The organism is Idiomarina loihiensis L2TR (assembly GCF_000008465.1).
GTDB classification, from domain to species: domain Bacteria; phylum Pseudomonadota; class Gammaproteobacteria; order Enterobacterales; family Alteromonadaceae; genus Idiomarina; species Idiomarina loihiensis.
In genome coordinates, this window is sequence record NC_006512.1 from 1172861 (window position 1) to 1193519 (window position 20659).

24 protein-coding genes are annotated in these 20659 nt (G+C 48.0%); 6 read left to right on the top strand and 18 right to left on the bottom strand.

Translation table 11 applies throughout. The features are described 5' to 3' along the window. Positions 1 to 9: 9 nt before the first annotated feature. Positions 10 to 1779, bottom strand: coding sequence for an aspartate--tRNA ligase (gene aspS, locus IL_RS05585; RefSeq protein WP_011234340.1), 1770 nt, complete (start codon positions 1777 to 1779; stop codon positions 10 to 12). A gap of 74 nt (positions 1780 to 1853) precedes the next feature. Continuing rightward, entirely contained in the window at positions 1854 to 3347 is a 1494-nt protein-coding gene (locus IL_RS05590; protein WP_016341316.1) for a diguanylate cyclase domain-containing protein, read from the bottom strand. Positions 3348 to 3401: 54 nt separating this feature from the next. Between IL_RS05590 and cmoA the strand changes: the two genes are divergently transcribed. From cmoA to IL_RS05605, 3 genes are read left to right on the top strand one after another with little or no spacing between them, the layout of a single operon-like run. Next, a complete protein-coding gene (gene cmoA, locus IL_RS05595; protein WP_011234342.1) occupies positions 3402 to 4133 on the top strand; it encodes a carboxy-S-adenosyl-L-methionine synthase CmoA in 732 nt (243 codons plus the stop codon). Positions 4134 to 4141: 8 nt separating this feature from the next. Then, on the top strand, positions 4142 to 5113 hold the full coding sequence (gene cmoB, locus IL_RS05600; protein WP_011234343.1) for a tRNA 5-methoxyuridine(34)/uridine 5-oxyacetic acid(34) synthase CmoB: 972 nt from the start codon (positions 4142 to 4144) through the stop codon (positions 5111 to 5113). A gap of 21 nt (positions 5114 to 5134) precedes the next feature. Further along, entirely contained in the window at positions 5135 to 6028 is an 894-nt protein-coding gene (locus IL_RS05605; RefSeq protein ID WP_011234344.1) for a LysR family transcriptional regulator, read from the top strand. Positions 6029 to 6035: 7 nt separating this feature from the next. On the opposite strand, the gene galU is transcribed toward IL_RS05605, so the two are convergent. Continuing rightward, on the bottom strand, positions 6036 to 6920 hold the full coding sequence (galU, locus tag IL_RS05610) for a UTP--glucose-1-phosphate uridylyltransferase GalU (protein WP_011234345.1): 885 nt from the start codon (positions 6918 to 6920) through the stop codon (positions 6036 to 6038). 103 nt (positions 6921 to 7023) lie between these two features. Between galU and IL_RS05615 the strand changes: the two genes are divergently transcribed. Further along, the gene (locus IL_RS05615) at positions 7024 to 7335 is read left to right on the top strand and encodes a DUF6170 family protein (protein ID WP_011234346.1); all 312 of its coding nucleotides are present in this window, start codon (positions 7024 to 7026) and stop codon (positions 7333 to 7335) included. Here the strand turns inward: IL_RS05615 and IL_RS05620 are convergent. From IL_RS05620 to ccmA, 11 genes are all read right to left on the bottom strand, one after another. Beyond that, the gene (locus IL_RS05620; RefSeq protein WP_011234347.1) at positions 7304 to 8293 is read right to left on the bottom strand and encodes a response regulator; all 990 of its coding nucleotides are present in this window, start codon (positions 8291 to 8293) and stop codon (positions 7304 to 7306) included. The two genes, IL_RS05615 and IL_RS05620, sit on opposite strands and share 32 nt — an antisense overlap. Before the next feature lie 73 nt (positions 8294 to 8366). After that, the gene (locus tag IL_RS05625; RefSeq protein WP_011234348.1) at positions 8367 to 9113 is read right to left on the bottom strand and encodes an MlaA family lipoprotein; all 747 of its coding nucleotides are present in this window, start codon (positions 9111 to 9113) and stop codon (positions 8367 to 8369) included. Next, the gene (gene ccmI, locus IL_RS05630; protein ID WP_011234349.1) at positions 9110 to 10318 is read right to left on the bottom strand and encodes a c-type cytochrome biogenesis protein CcmI; all 1209 of its coding nucleotides are present in this window, start codon (positions 10316 to 10318) and stop codon (positions 9110 to 9112) included. The genes IL_RS05625 and ccmI overlap by 4 nt, the downstream gene beginning before the upstream one ends. Beyond that, positions 10311 to 10772 carry a cytochrome c-type biogenesis protein gene (locus tag IL_RS05635; RefSeq protein ID WP_011234350.1) on the bottom strand — a complete coding sequence of 154 codons (462 nt, stop codon included), beginning with the start codon at positions 10770 to 10772 and terminating at the stop codon, positions 10311 to 10313. Before IL_RS05635 ends, ccmI begins: the two co-directional genes overlap by 8 nt. Next, the gene (locus IL_RS05640; RefSeq protein ID WP_011234351.1) at positions 10769 to 11317 is read right to left on the bottom strand and encodes a DsbE family thiol:disulfide interchange protein; all 549 of its coding nucleotides are present in this window, start codon (positions 11315 to 11317) and stop codon (positions 10769 to 10771) included. The genes IL_RS05635 and IL_RS05640 overlap by 4 nt, the downstream gene beginning before the upstream one ends. Continuing rightward, the gene (locus IL_RS05645; RefSeq protein ID WP_011234352.1) at positions 11310 to 13265 is read right to left on the bottom strand and encodes a heme lyase CcmF/NrfE family subunit; all 1956 of its coding nucleotides are present in this window, start codon (positions 13263 to 13265) and stop codon (positions 11310 to 11312) included. The genes IL_RS05640 and IL_RS05645 overlap by 8 nt, the downstream gene beginning before the upstream one ends. Beyond that, complete coding sequence (ccmE, locus tag IL_RS05650; protein ID WP_011234353.1) at positions 13262 to 13744, bottom strand: cytochrome c maturation protein CcmE; 483 nt, start codon at positions 13742 to 13744, stop codon at positions 13262 to 13264. Before ccmE ends, IL_RS05645 begins: the two co-directional genes overlap by 4 nt. Beyond that, positions 13728 to 13958, bottom strand: a complete 231-nt coding sequence (ccmD, locus tag IL_RS05655; protein ID WP_011234354.1) for a heme exporter protein CcmD — start codon at positions 13956 to 13958, stop codon at positions 13728 to 13730. Before ccmD ends, ccmE begins: the two co-directional genes overlap by 17 nt. Continuing rightward, positions 13958 to 14695 carry a heme ABC transporter permease gene (locus IL_RS05660; RefSeq protein ID WP_011234355.1) on the bottom strand — a complete coding sequence of 246 codons (738 nt, stop codon included), beginning with the start codon at positions 14693 to 14695 and terminating at the stop codon, positions 13958 to 13960. Before IL_RS05660 ends, ccmD begins: the two co-directional genes overlap by 1 nt. A gap of 1 nt (position 14696) precedes the next feature. Continuing rightward, a complete protein-coding gene (gene ccmB, locus IL_RS05665; RefSeq protein WP_011234356.1) occupies positions 14697 to 15380 on the bottom strand; it encodes a heme exporter protein CcmB in 684 nt (227 codons plus the stop codon). After that, positions 15377 to 16033 carry a cytochrome c biogenesis heme-transporting ATPase CcmA gene (gene ccmA, locus IL_RS05670; protein WP_011234357.1) on the bottom strand — a complete coding sequence of 219 codons (657 nt, stop codon included), beginning with the start codon at positions 16031 to 16033 and terminating at the stop codon, positions 15377 to 15379. The genes ccmB and ccmA overlap by 4 nt, the downstream gene beginning before the upstream one ends. Before the next feature lie 78 nt (positions 16034 to 16111). Here ccmA and IL_RS05675 point away from each other — a divergent pair, with 78 nt between their 5' ends. Next, on the top strand, positions 16112 to 17749 hold the full coding sequence (locus IL_RS05675) for a flagellar hook-length control protein FliK (protein WP_011234358.1): 1638 nt from the start codon (positions 16112 to 16114) through the stop codon (positions 17747 to 17749). Next, positions 17746 to 18027, top strand: a complete 282-nt coding sequence (locus IL_RS05680) for an EscU/YscU/HrcU family type III secretion system export apparatus switch protein (protein WP_011234359.1) — start codon at positions 17746 to 17748, stop codon at positions 18025 to 18027. The genes IL_RS05675 and IL_RS05680 overlap by 4 nt, the downstream gene beginning before the upstream one ends. Positions 18028 to 18033: 6 nt before the next feature. On the opposite strand, the gene IL_RS05685 is transcribed toward IL_RS05680, so the two are convergent. Genes IL_RS05685 through IL_RS05700 form a run of 4 tightly spaced genes read right to left on the bottom strand, consistent with a single transcriptional unit; the run spans position 18034 to position 20649 of the window. Further along, on the bottom strand, positions 18034 to 18486 hold the full coding sequence (locus tag IL_RS05685) for a DUF2802 domain-containing protein (protein WP_011234360.1): 453 nt from the start codon (positions 18484 to 18486) through the stop codon (positions 18034 to 18036). Further along, positions 18487 to 18990 (bottom strand): chemotaxis protein CheW, encoded by a 504-nt coding sequence (locus tag IL_RS05690; protein WP_011234361.1) that lies wholly within the window; start codon positions 18988 to 18990, stop codon positions 18487 to 18489. A gap of 21 nt (positions 18991 to 19011) precedes the next feature. After that, on the bottom strand, positions 19012 to 19869 hold the full coding sequence (locus tag IL_RS05695; protein ID WP_011234362.1) for a chemotaxis protein CheW: 858 nt from the start codon (positions 19867 to 19869) through the stop codon (positions 19012 to 19014). Between the two features lie 3 nt (positions 19870 to 19872). Continuing rightward, entirely contained in the window at positions 19873 to 20649 is a 777-nt protein-coding gene (locus IL_RS05700) for a ParA family protein (protein WP_011234363.1), read from the bottom strand. Positions 20650 to 20659 lie beyond the last annotated feature (10 nt).

Genomic DNA, 20659 nt, shown 5'->3' on the forward strand with positions numbered 1-20659 from the left:
CTCTGTTGATTACTCGTCTTCCTTCACAATACTTTTTACGCCCAGCTCTTGCAATGCTGCCGGGTTCGCTGCGCCAGGTGCATCGGTCAGAACACAAGCCGCGGTGGTTGTTTTCGGGAAGGCAATAACGTCACGAATGGAGCTTGCGCCAACCATCAACATCACCAGACGGTCTAAACCAAAAGCCAAGCCCGCATGCGGTGGCGTACCGTATTTTAACGCTTCTAACAGGAAGCCAAATTTTTCCTGCGCTTCGTCTTTTTCAATACCTAACACTTCAAACACCGCTTGCTGCATTGCGTTTTCGTGGATACGAACCGAACCACCACCTAACTCAACACCATTCAACACCATATCGTAGGCGTTTGAAATAGCGGCTGCCGGGTTAGCTTTTAGCTCCTCAGGAGTCACATTGACCGGTGCGGTGAACGGGTGGTGTAACGCGGCCAGACTGCCGTCGTCTGCAACTTCGAACATTGGGAAGTCTACAACCCATAGCGGTTTCCATTCGTTACTGACCAGTTCAAAGTCTTTACCTAACTTCAGACGTAAAGCGCCCAGTGCTTCTGCAACCACATGCGACTTATCGGAACCGAAGAACAGCACATCACCCGTTTCTGCCTGCATACGCTCAAGCAACGGCTCAATCACTTCGTCCGGCAAGAACTTAAGAACAGGTGACTGCAAGCCTTCCCGGCCTGCACTGCGGTCGTTTACTTTAATCCAGGCCAAACCTTTCGCGCCATAAATGCCGACAAATTGTGTGTATTCGTCAATCATCTTGCGTGAAACGTTTTCAGCCTGCCCCGGTAAACGGATAGCAGCAACACGGCCTTCTTCGTCATTCGCCGGCCCAGAAAAGACTTTAAACTCAACGTCTTTTAAAACATCAGCAACATCAACCAGCTCTAATGGGTTACGCAGGTCGGGTTTGTCACTACCAAAACGGCGCATGGCTTCGTGCCAGGTCATGCTCGGGAATTCACCTAAGTCCACATCAAGTAGTTGCTTGAAGAGGTCACGAGCCATTTGCTCGGTAATTTCCATCACCTGCTCAGCGCTCATAAACGAGGTTTCGATATCTATCTGAGTGAATTCAGGTTGGCGGTCAGCGCGTAAATCTTCGTCGCGGAAGCATTTAACAATTTGATAGTAGCGATCAAAACCAGACATCATCAGCAGCTGTTTAAACAACTGAGGGCTTTGTGGCAGCGCGAAAAAGCGTCCTTTATGAGTACGGCTTGGCACCAGATAGTCGCGCGCGCCTTCCGGCGTTGCTCGCGTTAACATTGGCGTTTCTATATCTAAGAAGCCGTTGTCATCAAAAAAGCGACGTACTGCGCTGGTTACTTTAGCCCGGAACTGCAGTTTTTCGTTCATTTGTGGACGACGCAAATCAAGATAACGATAACGCAGTCGTGCTTCTTCGCTTACCTGCTGATTAAAATCAATAGGCAGCGGTTCAGAGCGACTGAATATTTCTAAGTCAGTGGCCAACAGTTCAACTTCGCCGGTTGCCATGTTTTTGTTTACCTGACTTTCCGGCCGACGGTTAACTTTACCGCTTAAGCGCACGCAGAATTCCTGACGCAGGCTGTTTGCTGTCTCAAATAACGCTTTTTGGTCCGGGTCAAAAACAACCTGCAACAGCCCTTCACGGTCGCGCAAATCGATGAAAATTAAGCCGCCTAAGTCCCGGCGTTTATTTACCCAACCACATAACGTGACTTCTTGTCCCGCTAATTCAGCATTTATTTGTCCACAGTAATGAGTTCGCATGCGCGTTTATCCTGCTAGCTGTTGCAATGAATGTTTTTACGAAGCGCAACATTATAGCGGACTGACGACGAATGTCATCCGTCGTCGCCAGCCAGACGCACATCATTTTTACCAGCGGCTTTTGCCCGGTACATAGCTTTGTCCGCAGAGCGAAGCAAATCGTCAGTGTTGGTACCGTTCTTAGGGTAAATAGCAACGCCAATGGATACACTAATTTCCAACTGTTGCTTTTTCACTTTATAAGGCTTGGCCAACTGCACAACCAATTTACGAGACACCGCCAGTGATGAACCGACACTGTTCGCTGTTGGCAGCAGGATAACAAATTCATCACCACCATGACGGCATACCGTGTCTGAACGCCTTAATAAAGTGCCCATTCGGTGTGCAGCCTGAATTAAGAGCTCATCGCCATAACTGTGCCCAAACTCGTCATTTATTTTCTTAAATCCATCGAGGTCTAGAAAAAGTACAGCAAAGGGTTTTCCCGTTCTTTCATTCTGACTGATGGTTTGCTCCAGACGATCCTGCATTAAGTTTCGGTTCGGCAATCCAGTCAATTCATCGTGCGTTGCAATATGCCGAATACGTCTTTCCGCTGCTTTACGTAATTTAATTTCCCGGCGTAATCGACTGTTCCAGATAGCAAAGCCAACAATAATTAATAACACGACAGAGCCGACTTTCATGGCAATATCAAGTAACTCTTTATTGCTCCAGCCCTGCTCTAACTGAAAACCGTACCATTTACTCTTTAATTCATTACGTTCACTTTCAGTAACGCTGTCAATGCCATGATTTAAAGCCATGACTATAGGTTGCCAGTCATCTCTCACCGCCAGATAAAGCTCTTCGCCTTGTGCATCATCAATAACAGAAAGCTCCGCTCCTGGCAGCGGCCGTTCCTGCAATTCATGAACCAACAACGGCAGGCTATCAACATAATAATCAACCGCATTATTACGCAACAAATTCACACCTTCACGGATGCCGTCCACTTCAACGGTTTGAACGCTGCGAAGCTGCGCCAGCTGCGGCACAATATTGTAACCTTCGACCACACCAATTTTGCTATCGGTTAACTGCTCCAAATGCAGACTGCCGCTGCTCAGTTGAGTGGTATTCATGGAAGCTACAGCCCAGGGCGTCGACCAGTAACTTTGGGTAAAATCCATAAACTGATTTCGTTCAACGGAGTAAGAAACGCTGGTCAGTACATCAATCTCTTTGTTTTTTATCGCCTCAAGGCAGTCACGCCAATGGCCGCAGGCCTTCCAGACTATTTTGGCCGAAATGTCCTGGGTAAACTTTTTAATTAAATCAACATCGAGCCCTATAGCTTTACCGTCTTTTATTGATACCAAAGGCTCCATCTGATCGGGCACACCTATACGCACCTCTTCATAGGCTTGGGTCCAGTTATCAGATTGGCCTGCATGACTATTAAAGACGGTTGTAGTAAAAGTGACAAAAATAGCACTTACTACACCTAAAGCTCGTTTCAATGTTTTACCCTCCACAGCAATAGCGCGGATTTTAGTCGAATATTGCCTGTGCGTCAGTAGCATTTATCGGTAAAATGCCTATTAATCTGAATTCTTTATCGAATAAAAGTAGCTTCTATGACGCAACATGACACGATATTTTCAAAGCCTTTGCCCAGCATCTCTGACTTCTGTTTTGACCAACAGGTTGTCGAAGTATTTCCTGACATGATTAACCGCTCGGTTCCGGGCTACTCCAGTATCTTACAGACCTTGCCACAAATTGTTAGCCGCTATGTTCAGCCTAATAGTCACTTGTACGATCTAGGTTGTTCATTGGGCGCAGCGACCCTTGCTATACGTAAAGGGTGCGAGCAGACAGAAAACTGCAAAATTATTGGAATAGACAACTCTCAACCTATGATAGAGCGTGCGCAACTGCACCTGGATGGCTTTAAAAGCCAAATTCCGGTTGAACTTCACTGTCAGGATCTAGCCGAAACCGAAATTAAAAATGCGTCAGTGGTCGTACTAAACTTTACTTTGCAATTTATTAGCCAGGATAAAAGAGACGAGGTTATACAAAATATTTTTAATGGTATGAATAAAGGCGGCGCGCTATTAGTCGCGGAAAAAGTACGCCATCCGGATGAATCTATGAATGATCTGCTCATTGAACTGCACCATAATTTTAAACGAGCCAATGGTTACAGTGAACTTGAGATTAGCCAAAAACGAGCAGCAATCGAAAACGTGATGAAAGTTGATACATTGCAGGCTCATCAACAGCGTTTTCAAAAAGCAGGTTTTCAACACAGCTCGGTCTGGTTCCAGTGCTTTAACTTCGCCGCCATGCTGGCCGTTAAATAAGGGATATTATGGTTGATTTCAGTAAAGAACTTCGCGCACTTGTGCAAAGTCCGCACAGCCAGTGGCTGGATACTCTGGCACCACAACTCACGGCCTTTAAGAATAACCCTCACGGGAACTTAAAACGCTGGCAGCGGGTTCTAACACAGTTGCCAAACTTGACCGCAAAACACGTTAAATTGTCCAATACCGTGCAGGTAGGCGAAGCCGATGAAGCCTCTGATGCCGACAGGGCTCGCTTAACCGGCCTGCTCCAGCAGTTACAACCCTGGCGTAAAGGCCCCTTTGATTTATTCGGCGTTTTTATCGATACAGAATGGCGCTCTGATTGGAAATGGCAACGCGTAGCACCACATTTAGATGACTTAAGCGGCCGTCAGGTACTGGACGTTGGCTGCGGTAGTGGGTACCACTTATGGCGGATGCTGGAAGCAGGCGCCGAGCAAGTTTGGGGAATTGACCCGGGCGAACTCTTTCTCATGCAATTCAGAGCCATTAGCCAGTTAATGCCTTTATCGTGGCAGCAACGGGCACACTTTTTCCCGGTTGGTATTGAACATATGCCGGAACTTAAAAGCTTCGACACCGTATTTAGTATGGGTGTGCTTTATCATCGCCGTTCACCTGTTGAGTTTTTACAGCAACTGAAATCTTTAATCCGTCCGGGCGGTCAACTGGTTTTAGAAACCATTGTTGTGGAAGGTGATGAAACCACCGTCATGATGCCGGGCGAGCGTTACGCGCAAATGCGTAACGTCTGGTTTTTGCCCAGCGCCAGTGCCTTGTCTGTCTGGTTAGAACGGTTAGGATTCAAAGACATCTCTGTGGTTGACCATAATACTACCTCAATAGACGAACAACGGCGCACAGATTGGATGACCGGGGAGTCGTTAGCCGACTTCCTTGATCCAAATGACACAAATAAGACTATTGAAGGTTACCAGGCACCAATTCGAGCAGTGATTACCGCTCGGGTTTAGCCCCACCGGAGTGGAATCAAGATGAGTGTTTACCGACCGAAATCGACCATTGAGCAATGGCGTATCCTGCAGGCAGTTGTTGACTGTGGCGGTTACGCGCACGCGGCTGAAGCCCTGAACAAGAGCCAGTCGTCGCTTAATCACGCTGTTGCCAAACTGCAGCAAGTGGTAGGTGTACAGTTATTGGAAGTCAGAGGCCGAAAAGCTCACCTAACCGCGGCGGGTGAAGTTTTGCTTCGCCGTTCGCGTCAGTTAACTAACCTGACTGAGGAAATAGAACAGCTGGCTGATAACCTCGAGCAAGGCTGGGAGCCGGAAGTTAAACTCGCGTTAGAAATGGTATTTGACCGCAGTCTGCTAGTTCCCGTGCTGGATGAATTCCAACAACTTAGTCGTGGCAGCCGCTTAGTTATCAGCGATACCGTACTTACCGGTACGATGGAGCAAATTCAGGAACAAGCTGCCGATGTCGTTATTTCTCACCATATTCCACGTGGCTTTATAGGGGAACCTATAGGTCAGTACAGTATGGATTTGGTTTGTCACCCTGAACACCCGTTGGCAAAGCTGGAACAACCTATTAACCAGAACGAGCTGTCTCAATATTTGCAAATAGTCATTCAGGATACCGGCAGCCAGCCGGTAGAAGACGAAGGCTGGTTAAAAGCCGAGCAACGCTGGACGGTAAGCCACTTTGACGAAGCACTCAGACTGATTCGTAACGGATTAGGTTTTTGCTGGTTGCCGGGCTACATCGCTCAGGAAGATTTAGATTCAGGCAGACTCGCTAAAATAGAAGTTGAGGGAAGCAGTTCGCGTAAAGGCAGTTTGTATATGGTATTACCCAAAGCAGAACTAACCGGGCCTTGTGCAAAAACTTTGTCGGAACTGATACTTAAGTACCAGTCCCGTTAAAAGGCCTTTATTTCAGAGACTGAATGTAGGCTTTCATGTCGGCGCCCAAATCCGGGTGTCGCAAAGCATGTTCAACAAACGCCTGAGCGTACCCTAGCTTATTGCCACAGTCGTGGCTCTTGCCTTTCATGTAATACGCATTAACCGGTTGTTTTTCCAGCAGCATTGCCATGGCATCAGTCAACTGAATTTCATTGCCCGCACCCACCGGTGTTTTCTCCAACAGCGACCATAAATCAGCTGAAAAGACATAGCGACCAACTACGGCTAAATCTGACGGTGCATCTTCAACTGACGGCTTTTCAACCAGTTGAGTAATACCAGCCTGTTCACCCGGACTCAACTCCGCGCCATTAATATCGGCTATGCCATACTTATTGACGTCTTGCTGCGGCACTTTTTCGACCATGACTTGCGAATGCCCGCTTGCTTCAAAGTTTTTCACCATTTCAGCTAAGTTATCGCGATTCAGCTTACAACTGGCGTCATCAACCAGAACGTCAGGTAATACGACAGCAAAAGGCTCGTCTCCGATTAATGGACGCGCGCACAGAACAGCGTGCCCCAGGCCTTTTGCAACACCCTGACGAACATGCATAATTGTAGTTTTTTCAGGACAAATGGCCTTCACCTCAGCCAACAGTTGCCGCTTTACCCGCTGCTCCAAAGTCGTCTCCAGCTCAAAACTCGTGTCAAAGTGATTTTCTATCGAGTTTTTACTGGAATGAGTAACCAGAATCACATCGGTCAAACCTGCAGCGGCGCATTCCTCAACAATGTATTGAATAAGGGGGCGATCGACCAACGGCAACATCTCTTTGGGAATGGCTTTGGTAGCAGGTAACATCCGAGTTCCGAGCCCGGCTACTGGAATAACGACTTTTTTGACCATAACAGCTGTCCTTAAATTCTGTTCACTTCAGAAGCGCAAGTTTATAACCTTTTCCCATGTTATAATGCAACCCAATTAACAAAATTCAAATGAAAGACTGACTATGGCTTTATATTTTTCTTCGCGTCACATTCCGCAACTGTCTAACTACAGCTTTACTCAGCGAGCTATGATTTTATCCATGGCACAGGAAAAAATGCCGGTGCCACGCCGCCTCATTTGTAATATGGCTAAATTGGTGCCTATTTGTCTTATTTTCTTCTTTATTGTAGAGGTCGAAGGTTGGTGGAAAGTTCCGGCTTTACTAGCGGCAGGTATTGGTTACCCACTATTTACACAACCCATTAATCTGAATATGTCACTGCCATACCTTGATAAAGCCATCAAACAGTTTGAGGCACAGCAGTCACAATAAGCTCTGTGTTCTCGTACCCGCAATGCAACTTATGTAAATGTTCTATGCGGTGCTCACGAAAATTGGCGTGCTGCCAGATACCTAACGCTAAGTCGGGCTTTGCTCCCGGCTCTGGCTCAAATTTATCTCCAGCCTGAGCCCATAACCAACTATGCTTAGTCGTATCCACAATGCCTACCAGAGCATCAAAAGCGGTTCTCACCTGTGAATGACAAAGCTCGTGGTTCAAGTGCTGTAATAACAACCCGGGCGCTAGCAAGGTATTATCATGGCCTGACAGATGCTGACGGATAAGCGGATCAATAAGAGTTTTCAATACCAGTAAAGGCAGTAAGTTCTGCTCCGTTGCATTTTGCGCAGCAGCCATAATGACTAAAACCCTGCCCTCAGTTAAAGGCCGATAGTCAATCCAGATTGGAGCCTTTCCTGAGTCATTAATAGAACAGTTAAACTGGTAGCCATTAAGGTTTAATGGCCCGTCCGGCAGCAACTCCTCAACCAGCCGCCCAATGATAACGTCGTCCTGATACAAAATATCAATATGTGCGTCCAGCTCCCACACATCGTGCAGGTAAGTTTCTTCCAATTGGTAACGTTGCAGACAATTCTCGATAGCGTTTTCAATCACACTAAGGTCTTGCACAGGTTTAACCAAATAATCCCAGGCACCAAGGCGAACCGCCTCACGGATATCGGACATCTTTTCAGACGCGGAGATGACAATAATTGGAATTTGAGTACAAACTTTAAGCAGTTGCTCAATGACTTCAAGGCCATCAATGTCGGGTAGTTTTAAATCGCACAGCACAATGTCCGGGCATTCTTCCTGACAAAGCTTAATACCTTGCTTACCATCATCAGCACAACACACATCATAACCGCTATTTACCAGATACTGTCTGACGACAGACTGAAATACCGGATCGTCTTCAATTAATGCGATGTGTGCTCGGGGCATTGTCACTTCTTAGTTATGACTCATGCCCTAAGCATTGTTCAGGAATGGTTAATCGTCAATAAGACTCGTCGACTCATTCGTCGTAATCATCGAAGTCTTCGTCGAAGTCATCGTCAAAGTCATCAAAGTTTTCTTCTTCAATCGGCGGGTTACCATCAAACACTTGATCCTGCCAGCGCTGATAATAAACGTCTTTAACAAAAGAGTAAGGGTCCAGGGAGTTTTCCAGTACTTGCTCCTGATCACGCAAGCGCAGACGCAGTTCCAGCCCTTTTATGGCGTAACGAGCCAAATCTACCGGCCAACTTAACAACGGGTATGGAAAATATTGACCATCGGCATAGTCGCCCCCCCGGTCTACTACAACGGTTGGGCCCAAAAGCGGCAACATTAAATAAGGGCCTTCCGGCACGCCCCAGACCGCTAAGGTCTGACCGAAACTTTCTTCGCGCTTGGTAAGACCCATAGGAGTTGCCACATCGAACAGACCGACTAAACCCACGGTGGAGTTGACAACAAAACGCCCCAGTGAAATGCCAGCATCGGCAACTTTCCATTGCAGCAAGTTATTCACAAAAGATGAAGGTTCATCAAGGTTCTCGACTGCATTGTATAATGAGTTTCGAATTGGCTGAGGAACATATTCATAGGTTTCAGCGGCAGGTTTTAACACCGCCTTATCAACATCACGGTTAAACTCCCACATATCGCGGTTAAAATCTTCAAACGGGTCACGTGGGTCGGCATAAGGGTCTTCAGGTGTCGATGAACACCCGACCATAAACAGGGAAAGTAGTATTAAAAAACCATATTTTTTCATTCGTCAATCCGGGTCGATAAAGTCAAAGTTAATTCGGTTGAACCGTCAGCTTGTATAGCGACAGTCTCAGCTTCCAGATCACCCATCTGGCGATCGATTTTTTCATCCTGCGAAATACGTGCATGCACCAGCCACTCGTCAAGGTCACTCAACTTATAATCCGGTAACATGGCATTACTATTCGACAAGGTCACAGTCATAGGAAACTCACTCACGGGCTGCCGGACAACCGCCGCAGGCATAGGCTGTTCTGAGCCTGTAACGTAAACAAAAACTGTACCTTCAGCAGGCAAGTAACGACGCATTTCATCACTTAGCTTAACAGTAACCTTTAGCTCAACTTCAGATTTTTCCTGCTGGCTCTTTGCATTTTCCAGCGCGTTAACAACTGCCTGATACCTACTGGAATTTTCTGGTAAACGCTGTTTTAATAATTGCCATGCATTAATAGCCTGTTCCCAGTCCTGACGCTCGAAGGCCACAAAACCCAGTAATGATAAAGCTTCGATATTGTCGGGCTCCTGTTGCAGCGCATGGGCTAGCATACGAGCCGCTTTAGGCTGCCCGCCTTCCGTTCCGGACATTAATAAAAACCGGCTGTAACTGACTAAGGTGTTCACTCTGTCAGGCTCAAGTTCCAGAGCCTTCTGAAAAGCTTCATCGGCGTCTTCACCTGCTCCCAGATCAACCATTAACCCAGCATAAATCCACCAGGCAACCGCGTCATCCGGTTCCCGCATCAGCTTTTGCCGTAAACCCAACGCAAAGGTATTTAAGTCTTCGCGGCTGGCTTGCTGGTTTTGTTGCTGCAACAATCTTTTCCCCAGCTCAGGTAACTGCTCGCGTGCATCTTCAGCCTGCAATTGTAACTGCCAACTGCCAAATGCCCAATAAAGGCCTGAGGATATAACCACCAAAAGTATTACCGGCACAATCACAGGTGCTCTTTGCCAGTTAACGCTTTCTTCAACATCCTGACTGTCATTCAAAAAGGTTTTATCCAGCTCCTGCTTTGCATGCTGATAATCTTCTTCCGGAAGCCCGTGCTGAGAGCGCTCTTCTTTAAGCTCTGACAAACGTTGTTCGTACCAGCGTTGATTTTCATCCTGACGTTTCTGATAACGTCTTTGCTTTCCTGTAGCAAGAAATACGAACACCACTGCAACGAGCAACATCAACAACATTAGTAACCATAAACTACTCATCGCCCGACTTCCTCAATTGCTGTAAACGCTCTCGTTCTTGTGGTGTTAATTCAACCGCCGCTTTTTTCTTGCGAGTCAAGCCAATGGCTACACCAATGCCAATAACAACTATCAGTAAAGGGCCCCACCAAAGAATACTGGTAGCCGTTGTAAAAGGTGGCTGGTAATGCACAAAATCGCCATAGCGGGCGACCATAAACTGAATAATTTCTTCGCGTGACTTGCCCTCTTTTAACATCTGATAGCTACGATCACGCATATCTTCTGCCAGAGGCGCATTAGAATCGGCAATATTTTGATTCTGGCACTTGGGGCAACGTAACTCCTTGGTTAACTGCTGGTAGGTTGCACGCTGTTGTTCGCTGTCAAACTGGTAATTGTTCTCATTTTCTGCTGATGCCGTGGAAGTCAATACAAACACTGCGACAAAAGCTAATAGCAATGAACGGATCATTCGGCCTCCTCCAGCAATTGCTGGTAAATGCCTTGCAGTTGATTCGACCAGTTGCGTTCATTAACGTCACCCACATGGCGATAACGAATCACGCCCTTGTGGTCAATAAAATAGGTTTCTGGGGCACCGTAAACACCAAATTCAAACGCAACCTCGCCCTGCGGGTCAAATAAATTCACCGTGTAAGGGTCACCCAGTGTATTTAGCCAGTTAACGGCTTTTTCCCGGGAGTCGTCTTTATAGTTAAGGCCGACAATTGGTACACCTCTTGAGGCTAGCTCATTGAGAAACTCGTGCTCAGCGCGACAGGTTGGGCACCAGGTAGCCCAAACGTTAAGCAGCAAAGGGCCCTCGTGTAACACTGACTGGTCGTAAGTCACCTCGGTGTCATAAAGATCACTCACTTCAAACTGTGGCACCGGCTCATCAATTAACGCCGAATTCAGCTCGGTTGGGTCGCTTCCAAGGCCTTTAAGTAAAAAGCCCACCAAGCCGATGAATAAAACCAGCGGACCAAATAAGATAAACCAGCGAAACTTAGTCATTGGCCATCTCCTTTTTGCCACGCTTACGATAACGTTTATCAGCAAATGCCATAGCGCCGCCTATTGCCATGATAATAGCGCCCAGCCAAACCCAGCGGACAAAGGGCTTGATATAGAAACGAATGGCCCAGGTTTCATCATCCAGCGGCTCGCCCATAGCAATATAGATATCGCGTAACAAACTCGCATCGAGCCCAACTTCGGTCATACTGGTGCGTTGTACCCGGTAAAAACGTTTCTCGCTGGTTAACTGCGTTACTTCCTGCCCGTCTTTGTAGACAGTAAATACTCCCTGATCGGCATCGTAGTTAGGTCCTTCCCTATGCTGCAGGCTTTCGAACACAACGTTATAACCGATAACATCAACCGATTGCCCCGGCGCAAGCGCAATATCGCGCTCCTGCTCATAGTTTGAAACCAGGGTGATGCCGATAAGCGTTACGGCAAAACCTAAATGCCCCAGAACCATTCCCCAATGACTACCTGAAATTTTGGTCAGCCCGGCCCAACCCTGCTTGCGTTGTTTTACCGTTTGCTGGACTTCGGTCAGTGTAGCCAGAGCCACCCAGAACGCCAGAAACAGCGCAATAACCACCAACGCGGGTAATTCGTCGGCCCAAATCTTCGGCAGCGTGTAGGCCAGAATCAGCGCCAAAGAAAGTGCTAAGGCCAGCGGTTTCAGAAGTGGTTGCATAGCTTGTCTGCGCCAGCGCATTAAGGGTCCAAGACCCAGCATTAATGCAAATGGAATAACCAGCCAGCTATACAGCTCATTAAAGAAAGGTGCCCCAATAGAAATGGTACCCAGACCAATTTCTTTATGAACCAGAGGTAGCATGGTGCCCAGAAACACAACTATCATAGCCGCCATTAACAAGACATTGTTACCCAGCAGCATCACTTCTCGTGAAAGCAGTTCATAACGGCTGTAACTTTGCATCTTTCCGGCGCGCAGGCCGTAAAGAATAAGCGAACCGCCGACAACCAGCCCCAGCAGTATCAGAATAAACAAGCCTCGGGCGGGGTCGGTTGCAAACGCATGCACTGACACTAAAACGCCGGAACGTACCAAAAAGGTGCCTAATAAGCTCAAACTGAAAGCGGATATAGCCAGCAATACCGTCCAGGACTTAAAGCTGCCACGTTTTTCAGTTACGGCAAGTGAGTGCAGTAATGCCGTTCCTACCAGCCATGGCATAAAGCTCGCATTTTCAACTGGGTCCCAGAACCACCAGCCACCCCAGCCAAGTTCGTAATATGCCCACCAGCTACCAATGGCAATACCCAGTGTCAGAAAAATCCATGCTGCGAGAGTCCAGGGACGAGACCAACGAGCCCAGGCTGCATCAAGCTTGCCTGACATTAAAGCGGCAATAGCAAAAGCAAAAGCAACAGAGAAACCGACGTAGCCCATATACAGCAATGGCGGATGAATGATCATTCCCGGGTCTTGCAGCAGCGGATTGAGATCGCGACCGTCAACAGGAATGAGAGGCAAACTGGGATCAAAGGGGTTCGAAACCGTTAGCATAAACAAATAGAAGCCAATGCTGACCAGCCCCAGAATGGCAAGCACCCGGGCTATCATCGGCAATGGCATAGAGCGGGAAAATATCGCAACTGCGGCTATCCAGCCTGCCTGCATTAGCATCCAGAGAAGAAAAGAGCCCTCATGTGACCCCCACACCGCGGTAACCCGATACGCAACCGGTAGCTGACTATTCGAGTTTGCCGCAACATAAGCAATACTAAAGTCGTTACTGACAAAGCCCCAGACTAATAAAGCAAAAGCGATAGCGGTAAAGAAAAACTGGCCATAGGCAAACGGCCGGGCTAAAGCCATCATGCCGCCGTTTCCTTTCGCCGCTCCCCATAAAGGATAAACCGCCAGTAATACAGAAAAGGCCAGCGCAATCGCTATGGCAAGATGTCCTGCTTCAGCAATCATTGCCCTTCACCTTTTTCAACTGTATTTGGGTTTACATGTTTGATGCCTTTCATCTGCTCTGCCAGTTCCGGCGGCATATATTCTTCGTCGTGCTTGGCCAAAACTTCACTGGCTTTTAACACGGTAGGTTCAATCAGTTCTCCCTGAGCAACAATACCTTGTCCCTCGCGGAATAAATCCGGCAAAATCCCCTGATATAACACAGTGACTTCGGGGCCAATGTCTGTAATTTTAAAGGAAACTTCTAAAGTTTCGCGGTCACGCTCTACCGAACCTTCAACCACCATACCGCCAACTCGCATCCGCTGGCCAACCTGAGGTTTTTGTTTATCCTTGCCCTTGCCTTCAACCAGTTCCGTCGGTGTATAAAACAGATCGATGCTTTGACTCAATGCATACAGCATCAGTCCCGTTGCTACCGAAACCCCAATCACTAAAATAGCGACCCAGGTTAAGCGTTGTTTACGTCTTGGGTTCATTACCGTCTCCTACTGCTGCACGGTTGGCTGTGCGTCTGGCTAAGCGCTGTTGACGCTGTTGTAACTGCCGGCTTTTCTTAACCAACTGTCGTTTTGCCAATAAAGTTTCTAAAGCAACTCCGGCAAGAACAACAAAACTTAAAAAGAATGACAACCAGACATAAAGTCCGTACCCACCCATAGCAACGAAGTCAGTAAAACTGTCAAAAGCCATTAGTCTTGCTCCAGTCGTTGCTGTGCCCAGGTGCGGTGTAATTCGTGTCTTAGTATCTCATTTTTTAACCGCATCATCACCAAGGATACGGTTAAAAACGCGAAACCGGCCAAACAGATTAATAACGGAATTAGCATACTGGCCGCTATTGAAGGCCGTTCAAACTTGGTAATGGTCGCGCCCTGATGCAGAGTGTTCCACCATTCCACCGAAAAATGGATGATGGGCAAATTGATAACACCCACTAAAGATAAAATAGCCGCAGCCTTGGCACCGGTTCTGGCGTCATCGAAAGCAAAATACAAGGCCATAACGCCGACATAAAGAAACAACAAAATCAGTTCAGAGGTCAGCCGTGCATCCCATACCCACCAGGTTCCCCACATGGGTTTTCCCCAAATAGCCCCGGTTAACAAAGCAACAACTGTGAGTGCCGCACCAACCGGCGCAATTGCCGGAATAGCCCACTCTGCGGTCTTAATCTGCCAAATGAGTGCAATGCCTCCCATGATGGCCATACCCATATAAGCGCCCATAGAAAAAATCGCTGCAGGCACATGCAGGAAAATAATTCGGTAACTGTCACCTTGCTGATAATCTCCCGGAGCAAATGCCAGCCCCCAAATTACGCCGGTAATAAGAGTTACAAGCGTTAATGCCACAAACCATGGCAGCAGCTTTTGCAACAGGTTATAAGTTGCTTCGGGTTTTGCGTACGGATGTAACCATCGCCACATATCAATTCACACTCATTCTAATGCCAGCTGCTACAGCCAGCGGAGCCAATGTTACGGTTAAAACTGAAATTGCCGCCAGTATCGCTAACTGACCATGAACTGCAAGCCCCATTGAGGCATTTTCGACTGCCGCCGTGGCAAATATCAATAAGGGAATAAAAAGCGGAATTAAAATTAAACTGACCAGCGAACTTCCGCGCTGAACCTGCAAAGTTAACGCTGCACCAATAGCTCCCAACGCACTTAATGCCGGAGTTCCCAGCAACAAAGTCAACGCCAGTGCCCACCAACCCTGCAACGGTAAACTCAGCAACAAAGCCAGAACGGGTGACAGAATAACCAGCGGTAAACCACTTAACAGCCAATGCGCTGTCATTTTCGCCGTAACCGTAAAGGCCAGAGGCTGCGGCAATAAACACAGCTGTTCCAGGGTGCCGTCCTGAAAATCATCGCGAAACAAGCGTTCCAGCCCCAGCAAACTGGCGAGTAAAGCGGCTACCCAAATAATTCCGGGGGCAATACGAGCCAGAATATCAGGACCGGGACCAATGCCTAGCGGAAACAACGTCACGACCATTAATAAAAAGAGCAGAGGGTTTAAGGCATCGCTGCGTCGCCTTGCGGCTATTCGCAAGTCCCGCTTCAGCAGGGTTAACCAGGTTTGTCTATTCGAAAGCTGACTCATAGCACCTCACCCCGGTATTCCAGAGACAGTTTTTCGGGCGTTAAACCTGACAAAGTCAGCGACTGATGCGAGGTAAAAATAATGGTGCCGCCTGCATCTAAGTGCTCGACAAAGCGTTGTTGTAATAAAGCTATTCCCTGTACATCCAAAGCGGTAAAGGGCTCGTCTAATATCCATAGCGAAGCCTGCGTCGCCCATAATCGAGTTAATGCAACTCGTCGTTGCTGGCCGGCAGACAGTCGCGTGGTTAATTCATCTTCTAACCCCAGCAGTCCGAGCTTCTCGAGCAAATCCCAGGCATCCACGTCTTGCACCGAGGATAACTGTTGCTGCCAGTGAAAGTTTTCCAGCGCACTTAGCTCGCCTTTAACCGCGGCTTTGTGGCCAATAAACAGTAACTGCTGACAGTATTCCGACCAGTTCTGATTCAGCGGCTGACCGTCAAAAGAAACAACACCGTCGGAGGGCTCCAGCAATCCGGTAAGAATTCGCAGTAACGACGATTTTCCGGCACCATTAGGCCCGCTAACCTGCCATAACTGACCAGCGCTCACGGAAAAGTCGAGATTTTCAAATAATACCCGCCCTCCACGGATTGAGCTTAGCTGCTCTGCGTGCAATAGTGGGCTGTTGGTGGAAGCAACTTGTGTCATGCGGATTTTACAACCGGAACCTTACTGGTAAGCTGACGCAAATGCCCAAGATTCTACCATAAAAATTAGGTAAAGCGCATGGCTGATATTAAGCAACTGTTACAACAAATGATGGCCTCTCCGGAACGAACCTTAGCTCGTGCCGAACAGCAGCAATTGTCCAGTCTAATGCGTATTTTCAGTGGCTCCGCCTCTAATGGCAGCGCAACCGCAGCCGCAACTCAGGCTCCGCAACAGGGTAATATTCCAACGCCTTCGATTAACGCTGGCCTGCTGAATCAGGCAAATACAACTCGGTTACTCGCTCAATTATTGGTCCAGATCAGTTTACCGGTAACTTTTGAGCCAGCGAAAGGCCAGCAACCAGCTCGTATTCAGGGTAACAACTGGCAATGGCCTAACCCACCCAAAAATATTCAGCCGCCATTAACGGCGCCAACGAAATTGCAACTGACAATAACTCAGCCAGATCCTAAACAGCCGATAGTTCGTGTAGCTCTTAGCACTGGTGCAACAAAGCCTGTGGCTGTTGCAGAGGTGCCGATAACTCAACTGCCGCCCAAACTGGTTAAAGCCTTTGTTGAGCAAGGTCGGGTTGCTACGGTGCAACCGACACCGCAACAGCCGGTAACATCAAAGCCAGGCGCTCAACCCATTAACCAGCCAGTGAGTCAGCCAAACGCCGCTGCCCAGCCCTCGCAGGCACAAAAAGTGTCGATACCAACGGCTACCGGATTAGCAATAAAACAGGCTCAGCAAATAACACCCAAACAATTTCAACAGGCATTGCAGAACTTTATACCAGAAAGCCTGCGGCCTTCGCCCTCATCGACAAGCACGACTGAAAGCGTTCAGCAGCCAACGGCGCGATTATCAGCAGAAGCAGCAAGAGAAGCCTTGCAGTCGCCACCTAAGGCCTTACAACAGCTTTTAGTCAGAGTACTTCAGCAAATGCCAACAGCGGATTCCATGCAGCGCCCCCAGGCCTTGCAGAGCTGGGTCAGCGAATGGTTTGCGGCGCGCCCGGTCAGCGCTCAACCCAGCCAGCAAATGGGAGGTTTAGGGCAAATGCTAATGACGCTGCTGGGGCTGGCAATGCAGCAGCAACCGGAAACGACCAGCAATAGTTCAGCAGCGAGAACCTCACCAAATCAGTTTACTCAGGCCTTTATTCAGCAGGTGCTTAACCCTGCCCCTGAAAATGCAGGCGAAGTACGCGAACGTATTAATGCCCTGCTGCAACAATTACCGCAGCAACAGCTACAGCGACTATTACAACTTTTTACCGGTATCCTTAATTCAGCGCAGAGCAGTCAGGCCAGGCTTCAGGACTCGCCTGCCCAACAACCGGAATATTACATTCTGCTACCCGCTGATACACAAAAACCACAGCAGCATGAACTGCTTATTCGCAGTGAGCGCGAAAGCAGCAATAAAGAGAGTAACGGTCGCACCTTATGGTTATTTACTCTGCGCTTTGAACTTGAAAGCACCGGGCCTTTGCTGGTTAAAGGTCGCTATCACCCACAAGGGTCATCGGTTGACTTCTATACCGAAACGAAAGCGGCGCAAAAAGTGGTTGAGAGTAATGTCGAAAAGCTTGAAAAAAGGCTTGCCGAGCTGGAGGTTAACAGCGTTAAACTTCGGGTTCAGCAAGGCAAAATTCCGGACAATCTGGCACAGCAGCACAGCGGTATTATTCGGGTGACCGTATGAGTGACAAGAAAGAAAAACAAGCGATAGGTTTGTCTTACGACGGTTTTAATGCGCCCAAAGTCATAGCCCGGGGGTTTGACGAACTTGCTGAAGAAATTATTGCCGTTGCAAAAGAGCATGGCGTTTTAGTCCATGAAGATCCTTTGCTGTCCGATTCGCTGGCCAAACTGAATGTGGGCGATGAAATTCCACGCGAGCTGTACATTATTATTGCGGAAATTATCGCTTTCGCGTACTTACTGGATGGCAAATTCCCAAGACAATGGGAAGAGGGTTAAGCCGCTTTATGCGCCTTTCTTATGCAACGAGGTTAATAACTCAGCCTCAGCCTGCGGCAGGTCACATTCCTGCATCAGCTCTTCAACACTGGCTCCGCTCGCCACTAACTTAGCTGCGCGCTGATAAAGCGCGCTACCCGGGTCCTGCTCCGCAACTTCTTGCAACCTTTGCTGTAACTGCTGTTGCTCCTCGTTTAGCTGCGCAACTTGCTGTTGCAACTGAGCAACGACTTGCTGCTGAGCAAAATCAGTCTTCGAGGGTGCTTCAGAGGGTTGCTGTTTGAACTGCTCACGTAAGGACAACACTTCACTGGCAGTTTCGGTCAGCATGAGCAAGCGCTGCTGCTGACGCTCAATGAGCTCAGCTTGCCGCCGCGAGGTAATAACCACCGCTACTAAAGCAATAAGCGCCAGCCCAAGAGCCAGCGCTGAAATAGCAAATAACCAGTTCGTCATCATTTAGCTCAGACGGGAAATTTCATCCCACTCTTCATCGGTGAGCATTTTATCCAGGTCAACCAGAATCAAGAGTTCGTCATCTCGGTTACTTACGCCCTGAATAAAGCGAGCACTCTCGTCAGTACCCACATTCGGAGCGCTATCAATTTCTGAGGTTTTCAGATAAACCACCTCGGCAACGCTATCGACCAGTATGCCAATAACCTGCTGTTCAGACTCAATGATCACAATACGTGAATTGTCTGTGACTTCGGTCGTCTGCAAGCCAAAGCGCAGGCGCGTATCAATAACGGTAACCACGTTACCGCGCAAATTGATAATACCTAATACGTAACTGGGTGCGCCGGGTACGGGAGCAATTTCGCTGTAGCGCAGCACTTCCTGAACCTGCATTACATTGATACCGTAAGTTTCCTGTTCCAGCTGGAAAGTTACCCACTGCAGAACTTCGTCATTCCCATCAACGTCAGTTTCATTCTTGATAGCGCGATTGTCTTTACTCATCTCTTACTCCGCCATGCGTTATTAATCTTGCTGGATATGTCCCAGACCTTTATCCAGAAGTGTAATCAATGCGTTAACATCCAGCAATGCACACATTCTGTCACGGACAACCCCGGCAAGCCAGGGTCGCTTATTATTTGTTTCCTTACGCCACTGAATCGATTGCGGCTGCAAAGGTTCACTGGTCACTAATTCTTCACACAACAGTCCCCATGGGCTGTCATTCAAAGTAATTAAATACTGATAATCTAAACTTTCTTCCAGCTCCGGTGTACATTTTTCCGGCATGACCCAACGAGCCGTATCAACCACCTGCAGTTTATTGTCACGCTCAGTCATAATACCGCGGAACCACTTAGGTTTTCCCATCAGCGGACTAATTTTGCCCAGTTGATGGATGCCTCCCAGGCTTTTTAGCGGCACGGCCAGAGTTAAGCCTGCCACTTTAAAAAATAACGCCTGAAAGTCCTGTTCCATATACTCTGACATCGCATCGGGAAGTGGCTCCTCTGGAGGCTCAGAAACCTCAAAGACTTCAGTTTCCACTTCCGTTTCGGTATCAGTATGTACTTCCGTATCAATGTCTGTCTCAGTGGTTGTCAGGTCAACAGTTTCTGTTTCAACTTCTGTTTCCGTAACCGTTTCAACCTCTGGTTCTTTATAGCTATCGTCCGCTTTTGCAGAAACTAAAGGTAATAAATCCTGCTCACGGTTTAAGCTAACCGTTTCTTCCTCAGCAACCGCCTGAATTTTCGGTGCCGCTTGCTCTAATAGCCGTTTAACCGGTTCATTGTCAAACTCAACCGTTTCTTCCTCAAGCAGTAAAGCATTGAGGTATTCTGCCATAGCGGCTTCACTGTTATCGCGTTTAGTCGTCATAAATCAACGCTCTTCCAGCTGCTTCAAATTAGTTAATAGTGACTGGTAAGCCAACACCCCTCGCGATTTCGGTGCATAAGCAGAAGGTGTGAGCTGCTCATTAGAGGCATCGCGGAATTTTGTATCTATTGGGATCATGCCATTCCAGACCGAGCGACCATAACGTGCAATGAGCTTCTTATACGTTTGCAAAGACGCATTGGTTCGCTTGTCATAAAGTGTCGGGATAATAGTATAAGCGTAATTCTCACCGCGAGACTTATGTATTAACGTTAAGGTTCGCATCATGCGCTCTAGCCCTTTGAGCGCTAAAAACTCAGTTTGAACTGGAATCAATACTCTCTGGCAACAGGCAAGGGCGTTGACCATAAGAACCCCCAGCACGGGCGGCACATCAATAAGAACATAGTCGAAATCATCAGCGACCATTGCCAGTCCACGTTTTAAGACCAGTCCCATACCATCCTGAGTGCCGAGTTTACGATCCAGCGTCGCCAGTGCCATAGTGGCAGGCATAACGCTCAGATGCTTAAACTGGGTAGGCAAAATACTGCGGCGCATCAAATCTGCACTTACAGCTTTACCAGCACTGAAGACATCAAAAGAGCCGGACTCCAGCGATTCTGAATCAATCCCAAAATAGTAGGTTAATGACGCATGGGGGTCAGTATCAATACAAAGGACTCGCTTACCCTGTTCAGCCAATAGGCCTGCCAGCGCAACGGTTGTGGTGGTCTTTCCGACCCCGCCTTTTTGATTAGCTACCGTCCATACGATCATTCACTCATCC

What these genes read in the sequence shown, in the direction of transcription:
- aspS (WP_011234340.1), bottom strand. Translation starts at nt 1,779, where the DNA reads ATGCGAACTCATTACTGTGGACAAATAAATGCTGAATTAGCGGGACAA.
- IL_RS05590 (WP_016341316.1), bottom strand. Translation starts at nt 3,347, where the DNA reads ATGCTACTGACGCACAGGCAATATTCGACTAAAATCCGCGCTATTGCT.
- cmoA (WP_011234342.1), top strand. Translation starts at nt 3,402, where the DNA reads ATGACGCAACATGACACGATATTTTCAAAGCCTTTGCCCAGCATCTCT.
- cmoB (WP_011234343.1), top strand. Translation starts at nt 4,142, where the DNA reads ATGGTTGATTTCAGTAAAGAACTTCGCGCACTTGTGCAAAGTCCGCAC.
- IL_RS05605 (WP_011234344.1), top strand. Translation starts at nt 5,135, where the DNA reads ATGAGTGTTTACCGACCGAAATCGACCATTGAGCAATGGCGTATCCTG.
- galU (WP_011234345.1), bottom strand. Translation starts at nt 6,920, where the DNA reads ATGGTCAAAAAAGTCGTTATTCCAGTAGCCGGGCTCGGAACTCGGATG.
- IL_RS05615 (WP_011234346.1), top strand. Translation starts at nt 7,024, where the DNA reads ATGGCTTTATATTTTTCTTCGCGTCACATTCCGCAACTGTCTAACTAC.
- IL_RS05620 (WP_011234347.1), bottom strand. Translation starts at nt 8,293, where the DNA reads ATGCCCCGAGCACACATCGCATTAATTGAAGACGATCCGGTATTTCAG.
- IL_RS05625 (WP_011234348.1), bottom strand. Translation starts at nt 9,113, where the DNA reads ATGAAAAAATATGGTTTTTTAATACTACTTTCCCTGTTTATGGTCGGG.
- ccmI (WP_011234349.1), bottom strand. Translation starts at nt 10,318, where the DNA reads ATGAGTAGTTTATGGTTACTAATGTTGTTGATGTTGCTCGTTGCAGTG.
- IL_RS05635 (WP_011234350.1), bottom strand. Translation starts at nt 10,772, where the DNA reads ATGATCCGTTCATTGCTATTAGCTTTTGTCGCAGTGTTTGTATTGACT.
- IL_RS05640 (WP_011234351.1), bottom strand. Translation starts at nt 11,317, where the DNA reads ATGACTAAGTTTCGCTGGTTTATCTTATTTGGTCCGCTGGTTTTATTC.
- IL_RS05645 (WP_011234352.1), bottom strand. Translation starts at nt 13,265, where the DNA reads ATGATTGCTGAAGCAGGACATCTTGCCATAGCGATTGCGCTGGCCTTT.
- ccmE (WP_011234353.1), bottom strand. Translation starts at nt 13,744, where the DNA reads ATGAACCCAAGACGTAAACAACGCTTAACCTGGGTCGCTATTTTAGTG.
- ccmD (WP_011234354.1), bottom strand. Translation starts at nt 13,958, where the DNA reads ATGGCTTTTGACAGTTTTACTGACTTCGTTGCTATGGGTGGGTACGGA.
- IL_RS05660 (WP_011234355.1), bottom strand. Translation starts at nt 14,695, where the DNA reads ATGTGGCGATGGTTACATCCGTACGCAAAACCCGAAGCAACTTATAAC.
- ccmB (WP_011234356.1), bottom strand. Translation starts at nt 15,380, where the DNA reads ATGAGTCAGCTTTCGAATAGACAAACCTGGTTAACCCTGCTGAAGCGG.
- ccmA (WP_011234357.1), bottom strand. Translation starts at nt 16,033, where the DNA reads ATGACACAAGTTGCTTCCACCAACAGCCCACTATTGCACGCAGAGCAG.
- IL_RS05675 (WP_011234358.1), top strand. Translation starts at nt 16,112, where the DNA reads ATGGCTGATATTAAGCAACTGTTACAACAAATGATGGCCTCTCCGGAA.
- IL_RS05680 (WP_011234359.1), top strand. Translation starts at nt 17,746, where the DNA reads ATGAGTGACAAGAAAGAAAAACAAGCGATAGGTTTGTCTTACGACGGT.
- IL_RS05685 (WP_011234360.1), bottom strand. Translation starts at nt 18,486, where the DNA reads ATGATGACGAACTGGTTATTTGCTATTTCAGCGCTGGCTCTTGGGCTG.
- IL_RS05690 (WP_011234361.1), bottom strand. Translation starts at nt 18,990, where the DNA reads ATGAGTAAAGACAATCGCGCTATCAAGAATGAAACTGACGTTGATGGG.
- IL_RS05695 (WP_011234362.1), bottom strand. Translation starts at nt 19,869, where the DNA reads ATGACGACTAAACGCGATAACAGTGAAGCCGCTATGGCAGAATACCTC.
- IL_RS05700 (WP_011234363.1), bottom strand. Translation starts at nt 20,649, where the DNA reads ATGATCGTATGGACGGTAGCTAATCAAAAAGGCGGGGTCGGAAAGACC.